This is a genomic window from Streptomyces atriruber (genome assembly GCF_001418325.1).
In the GTDB taxonomy this organism is placed as follows: Bacteria; Actinomycetota; Actinomycetes; order Streptomycetales; family Streptomycetaceae; genus Streptomyces; species Streptomyces atriruber.
Genome location: NZ_LIPN01000182.1, coordinates 44,344 through 50,343, shown reverse-complemented (window position 1 = coordinate 50,343; position 6,000 = coordinate 44,344). Strand labels below are relative to the sequence as shown.

Annotated in this window: 6 protein-coding genes; 3 read left to right on the top strand and 3 right to left on the bottom strand. The window is 72.9% G+C overall.

What is annotated here, in order from left to right; genetic code table 11:
- The coding region (locus AOK03_RS20370) for a GNAT family N-acetyltransferase (protein WP_157869015.1) at positions 1-631 on the top strand (631 nt) is incomplete at its 5' end.
- On the opposite strand, the gene AOK03_RS20365 is transcribed toward AOK03_RS20370, so the two are convergent.
- Positions 555-1,841 (bottom strand): trans-sulfuration enzyme family protein, encoded by a 1,287-nt coding sequence (locus tag AOK03_RS20365; RefSeq protein ID WP_079074849.1) that lies wholly within the window; start codon positions 1,839-1,841, stop codon positions 555-557. The two genes, AOK03_RS20370 and AOK03_RS20365, sit on opposite strands and share 77 nt — an antisense overlap.
- A gap of 60 nt (positions 1,842-1,901) precedes the next feature.
- On the opposite strand from AOK03_RS20365, the gene AOK03_RS20360 reads away from it, so the two are divergent.
- Together AOK03_RS20360 and AOK03_RS20355 are read left to right on the top strand one after the other, a co-directional pair.
- Entirely contained in the window at positions 1,902-2,417 is a 516-nt protein-coding gene (locus tag AOK03_RS20360; protein WP_055566736.1) for an Lrp/AsnC family transcriptional regulator, read from the top strand.
- A 32-nt stretch (positions 2,418-2,449) separates the two neighbouring features.
- The gene (locus AOK03_RS20355) at positions 2,450-4,168 is read left to right on the top strand and encodes a DUF885 domain-containing protein (protein ID WP_055566745.1); all 1,719 of its coding nucleotides are present in this window, start codon (positions 2,450-2,452) and stop codon (positions 4,166-4,168) included.
- A gap of 9 nt (positions 4,169-4,177) precedes the next feature.
- Here the strand turns inward: AOK03_RS20355 and AOK03_RS20350 are convergent, their stop codons facing one another.
- Positions 4,178-5,023: an SDR family oxidoreductase gene (locus AOK03_RS20350; protein ID WP_055566735.1), complete on the bottom strand. Its 846-nt coding sequence runs from the start codon at positions 5,021-5,023 to the stop codon at positions 4,178-4,180.
- Positions 5,024-5,091: 68 nt separating this feature from the next.
- Positions 5,092-5,628 carry a rhodanese-like domain-containing protein gene (locus AOK03_RS20345; protein WP_055566734.1) on the bottom strand — a complete coding sequence of 179 codons (537 nt, stop codon included), beginning with the start codon at positions 5,626-5,628 and terminating at the stop codon, positions 5,092-5,094.
- Positions 5,629-6,000: the final 372 nt, after the last annotated feature.

The window sequence follows — 6,000 nt, the reverse complement described above, 5'->3', positions numbered from 1 at the left end:
GGAGTTCGCCCGCGCGCGGGCCCTCGTGGAGCTCGACACGCGGCTCGGCCCGCGCATCCCGCACAGCCAGGACGTCCTGACGCTTCCCGAGGGCAACTCCATCACCGTGCGGCGGGCCGACACCTCCGACGTCGAGGCCGCCAAGGCCATGCATGAGCGCTGCTCGCCCCGCACCCTGGACAAGCGGTACCACGGCCCGGTGCACGACGCCGACCGCTACCTCAACCACCTCCTGAGCCCCCGGTTCGGGCGCACCCTCGCGGTGCGCACCGCGTCCGGGCGGATCGTCGGCATCGGCCATCTCCTCTGGGACGGCGACGAGACCGAGGTCGCGCTGCTCGTCGAGGACGAGTGGCAGCGCCGCGGCATCGGCAGCCAGCTGCTCGGCCGCCTGGTGACGATGGCGGTCGAGGCGGGCTGCGAGAGCGTGTACGCGGTGACGCAGGCGTCCAACACCGGAATGGTGGCCGCGATGCGCGGGCTCGGTCTGCCGCTCGATTACCAGATCGAGGAGGGCACGCTGGTGATCACGGCCCGCCTCGACGCGACACCGGTCAGTTCGCGGCTGCCGTACGACCACGCGCGGCGTCCCGAAGACCGCCCCGAACATCCGCAGCGGGCACAGCGCTGACGGTCCCTACGGCCGCCGGGGCCGAAACGGTGACCGGCACGGGGCCCAGCGCCCGGTCCAGGTCGTGCCAGAGGTCCTCGACGTCCTCGAGACCGCACGACATGCGCAGCAGCCGGTCACTCACCCCTGCCGAGCGCCGGTCCGTCACGTCCACCACGCGGTGGCTGATCGACGCCGGGTGCTGGATGAGCGAGTCGACGCTGCCGAGGCTGACCGCCGGGGTGATCAGCCGTACACCGGCGATCACCCCGTGCGGGTCGCCGTGCACCTCGAAGGCGACCATGGCGCCGCCCATCCGCGGATAGTGGACCCGGTCCACGCGCGGGTCGGCGGCGAGGCGGCGGGCCAGTTCCGCCGCGTTCGCCGAGGCCGCGCGCACCCGGACCGGGAGGGTGGACAGGCCGCGCAGCAGCAGGTATCCGGCGAGCGGATGCAGCACCCCGCCGGTGGCGAACCGGACCTGGCGCAGGCCACGCGCGAGCTCCTCGTCGCACGCGACGACCCCGCCGAGGACGTCGCCGTGCCCGCCCAGGTACTTGGTGGCGCTGTGCAGCACCAGACGGGCGCCGCTCTCGGCGGGCCGCTGCAGCACGGGTGTCGCGAAGGTGTTGTCCGCGAGCAACGGCACCGTGCCGCACGCGCGGGCCACCTCGGCCAGGTCCAGTTCGGCGAGGGTCGGGTTGGCGGGCGACTCGACCATCACCAGTCCGGTGTCGGGACGGATGGCGTCGGCGATGCCGTCCGGGTCCACCCAGGTCACCTCGGTGCCGACGAGCCCCGCGGTGAGCAGGTGGTCGCTGCAGCCGTACAGCGGCCGGACGGCCACGACGTGGCGCAGGCGCGCGGATCCCCGTACGAGAAGCACCGCGGTCAGCGCCGCCATGCCGCTCGCGAAGGCGACCGCGCTCTCGGTGCCTTCGAGGCGGGCGAGGGCGGTCTCGAAGCGGGCGACGGTCGGGTTGCCGAGCCGGGCGTAGACCGGCGGCCCGTCGTCGACGATCCCTTCGGCGGCGAAGGCGTCGATGCGGGCGGCCTCGGCCCGGCTGTCGCGGGAGGGGTAGGTCGTGGAGAGGTCGATCGGCGGGGCGTGCAGGCCCAGTTCGGCCAGATCGTCCCGCCCCGCGTGCACCGCTTCGGTGGCCAGGGCGCGCGAGGGAGGGGTGCTGCCGACGGAGGGTGTGTGCGGCGCTGTCCCGGTGTTCGCTTCCATGCCGCACAGGCTGAACAACACCCCGGGCCTTGGGCCCGCACCCCGTGCTACGTTCGGCCGATGGCCGATTCTGTCGCACTGGACCCGGTGGATCTCCACATATTGCGCGTGCTGCAGAACGATGCCCGGACCACTTATCGGGACCTGGCGGCGCAGGTCGGGGTCGCGCCGTCCACGTGTCTCGACCGGGTGACGCGGCTGCGGCGTTCCGGGGTGATTCTCGGACACCAGCTGAGGCTCGACCCGGCGAAGCTCGGCCGCGGGCTCGAAGCGCTCCTCTCCGTGCAGGTCCGGCCGCACCGAAGGGATCTCGTCGGCCCCTTCGTGGAGCGCGTCAGGGCCCTGCCCGAGTCGCTCTCGCTCTTCCATCTCACGGGCCCCGAGGACTTTCTGGTGCACGTGGCGGTCGCCGGGCCCGCGGACCTGCAGCGGCTCGTCCTCGACGAGTTCACCGCCCGGCGCGAAGTGGCGCGCGTCGAGACCCGGTTGATCTTCCAGCAGTGGGCGTGCGGCCCGCTGCTGCCGCCCGACGCCGCGGCCGACCCGGCGCAGGATCCGCCGAGTGAATCATGGTGACGCGCACCGGTCGCGCGTACGAGGATGTCCGCATGTCAGTCACCGAGAAGCCGCATCCGAACACCGGCCCCCTGCCCCGCGCCGTCGCCGACGCCTACGTCGACGAGCTCATCGCCCTCGACCCCATCACGGGCACCTACCTCGGTGTCGAGGAGAGCAACCGCAGGCTCCCCGACACCTCCCCCGCGGGCCAGGAGGCCGTCGCCCGGCTGGCGCGCACGACCCTGGCCCGGCTGGACGAGGCGGAGCGCAGGCCCGGCGCGGACAGCGAGTCCGAGCGCCGCTGCGGACGGCTGCTGCGCGAGCGGCTCACCGCACAGCTGGCCGTGCACGAGGCCGACGAAGGGCTGCGCGCGGTCGGCAATCTGCACACGATGCCGCATCAGGTGCGGGAGATCTTCACCTTGTCCCCCATGGACACGGAGGACGACTGGGCCGCGATCGCCGAGCGGCTGCGCGCCGTGCCGACCGCACTCGAAGGGTACCGGGCCTCGCTGGAACTCGGCCTGGAGCGCAAGCTGTTCGGGCCGCCGCGCCCCACCGACACGTTCATCGGACAGCTCACCGAGTGGGCGGGGGAAACCGGCGACGACCCGAGCGGGCGCGGCTGGTTCGAGACCTTCGCGGCCGCGGGACCGGACGCGCTGCGCACCGAGCTGGACGCCGCCGCCGTGGCCGCCACCGCGTCGGTCGTGGCGCTGCGCGACTGGATGCGGGACGTCTACGCACCCGCGATCGAGGGCGCCCCCGACATCGTGGGCCGCGAGCGCTACGCCCGCCTCTCACGCGAGTGCAACGGCACCGACCTGGACCTCGACGAGGCATACGCGTACGGCTGGTCGGAGTTCCACCGGCTGCTCGCCGAGATGAAGACCGAGGCCGAGAAGATCCTGCCGGGCGCGGCCACGCCGTGGGTGGCGCTCGCCCACCTGGACGAGCACGGTGCGCACATCGAGGGCGTGGACGAGGTCCGGGTCTGGCTGCAGGAGCTGATGGACGAGGCGATCGGCGCCCTGGACGGCACGCACTTCGAACTCGCCGAGCGCGTGCGGAAGGTGGAGTCCCACATCGCCCCGCCCGGTGGTGCGGCGGCCCCCTACTACACCGGTCCGTCCGAGGACTTCTCGCGGCCGGGCCGCACCTGGCTGCCGACGATGGGCGAGACCCGCTTCCCGGTCTACGACCTCGTCTCCACCTGGTACCACGAGGGCGTGCCGGGCCACCACCTCCAGCTCGCCCAGTGGGCGCACGTGGCGGAGAACCTGTCCCGCTACCAGGCCACTGTCGGCATCGTCAGCGCCAACGCCGAGGGCTGGGCGCTGTACGCGGAGCGGCTGATGGACGAGCTCGGCTTCCTCACCGACCCCGAGCGCAGGCTCGGCTATCTCGACGCGCAGATGATGCGCGCGCTGCGGGTCATCGTCGACATCGGCATGCACCTGGAGCTGGAGATCCCCGCGGACTCCCCCTTCCGCCCCGGTGAGCGCTGGACGCCGGACCTCGCCCAGGAGTTCTACGACGCGCACTGCAGCCGCCCCACGGACTACGTGGCGAGCGAGATGACCCGCTACCTCACCATTCCGGGCCAGGCCATCGGCTACAAGCTGGGCGAGCGTGCCTGGCTGCTGGGCCGGGAGAACGCGCGGCGGCGGCACGGTGCCGCGTTCGACGCCAAGGCGTGGCACATGGCCGCGCTGTCGCAGGGCCCCCTGGGCCTGGACGACCTGGTGGAGGAGCTGTCCCGGCTCTGAGCGCGGGGCTCAGCGTCGGCAGCCGCCTTCCGAGTCGATGACCTGACCGGTGATCCATTCCGCCTCGTCCGTGGCGAGCCACGCGATGAGGCGGGCCGGGTCGTCCGGCATGCCCCAGCGGCCCGCCGGGAAGTGGGACTCGACCTCCGCGTAGGCGTCGCCGTGGAGGTAGTCCGTGTCCACGGGGCCGGGGTTGACGCAGTTCACCGTGGTGGCGAGGTCGGCCAGCGCGGTGGCGAGCGAGCGGGTCGCCGAGGCCAGGGCGCCCTTCTGCAGGCCGTACGCGATCTCGTCCGGCATGCCGCCCGCGATGTCCTGCCCGGACGTCATCATCATGACGCGGCCGCCCGGGGTGCGGTCCGGCAACTGCGTGCGCAGCCGTGCGTACGCCTGGACGAGGAGGATCACGGAGCGGGTGTCCACCGCCCAGTGCGCGTCGAGCATGGCCGCGTCGATCTCGTGGAGCGATCCGTCGCTGCCGCTCAGCGCGTGGTTGGCGACGAGGATGTCGAGACGGCCGCCGAGCGCCGCGGCGGCCGTCCCGATGAGATCGGCCGGCGCGTCGGGCTCCGTCAGGTCGCCGGGCCCGGCGACGACCGGCGCGTCCGGGTCGCCGAGCGCCTCGCGGACCCCGGCGACGACGTCCTCCGTCCGGTCGGCGCCCCAGGGCATCGCCGCGTCGTGCGGGACGTGGTGGTGGAGGTAGACCCCGGCGCCGTACGCGGCGAGCCGCCGGGCGACGGCGTATCCGATGCCTCCGCGTCGGCTGGCCCCGGTGACGAGGGCGGTGCGTCCACGCAACGGGAGCGGATCACGGCGGAGTTGGGCGGGCGTGGGTGAGGGCAGTCGTGGCATGACTGTCCATGGTGGAGGCCGGGGCTCCGTGGCGCACGTGAATTCTTCCGGCCCGCCGGGTCGGGCGGTCAACAGCCGCAGTCCTCGGCGTCGACCGGAGCGGTGAGCGCATCGGTGGCGCGCCGCTCGCGGCCCTCCCACGTCTCGAACTCGAATCCCTCGCGCGCCCAGTACTCGAAGCCGCCGAGCATCTCCTTGACCTGGAAGCCGAGTCGGGCGAGGGCGAGCGCCGCGCGGGTCGCGCCGTTGCAGCCGGGGCCCCAGCAGTAGGTGACGACCGGCACCGACCTGTCGAGGAGCGCCTCCGCCCGCTCGGGGACGAGGGCGGTCGGCAGGTGGAGGGCGCCGGGGACGTGTCCCTGGTCCCAGGAGGCGGTGGAGCGGGTGTCGACGACCACGAAGCCCGGGTCGGCGTCCGCGGCGAGCGCCGAGGCCACGTCGGACACGTCGGCGTGGAAGGCGAGGCTCGCGCCGAAGTACGCGGCGGCCGCGGCGGGGGACGCGGGCGGAACCCGCAGGACCGCGTTTGCGGCGGCGGGCGTGGCGGCCGTGGTGCGGGACGGAGCCGAAGAAGGGACGCTGAGCTGCGTGTTCGTGTTGTTCATGGCCAAAAATCTACGGGCGGCGACCGGAACTCTGAAGCGATGTTCCCCGGCATCCCCTCCGGCCCGCCGTCGAATCCCCGGCGAATTCCGGCTCGACCGCCGCCTTCCCCGGTGGGCCGTGCGAGCGGAGCCAACAGGGTTGTCGTGAAAGGGCGTTGTCAGGAGTGCGCACCTTCCCACGAGAATGGTCCGGACCAGGATTCGGTTTGATCATGCACTGCGCCGCAAGCCCACCCATGGCCGCAACAGCCGCACAGAAGGCACGGTCGGCACTCTTGCGCCGCCCACAGCACCTCTGCCAGATTCTTTCCCGCCAGAGATGGCATGCACGCGACAGAAGATACCCGCCTTCCCGGCGTGCACTGCGACTGC

Bases quoted from the DNA above. Each gene is read 5' to 3' on its own strand.
- AOK03_RS20345 (WP_055566734.1), bottom strand. From the start codon at position 5,628: ATGAACAACACGAACACGCAGCTCAGCGTCCCTTCTTCGGCTCCGTCC.
- AOK03_RS20350 (WP_055566735.1), bottom strand. From the start codon at position 5,023: ATGCCACGACTGCCCTCACCCACGCCCGCCCAACTCCGCCGTGATCCG.
- AOK03_RS20355 (WP_055566745.1), top strand. From the start codon at position 2,450: ATGTCAGTCACCGAGAAGCCGCATCCGAACACCGGCCCCCTGCCCCGC.
- AOK03_RS20365 (WP_079074849.1), bottom strand. From the start codon at position 1,841: ATGGAAGCGAACACCGGGACAGCGCCGCACACACCCTCCGTCGGCAGC.
- AOK03_RS20360 (WP_055566736.1), top strand. From the start codon at position 1,902: ATGGCCGATTCTGTCGCACTGGACCCGGTGGATCTCCACATATTGCGC.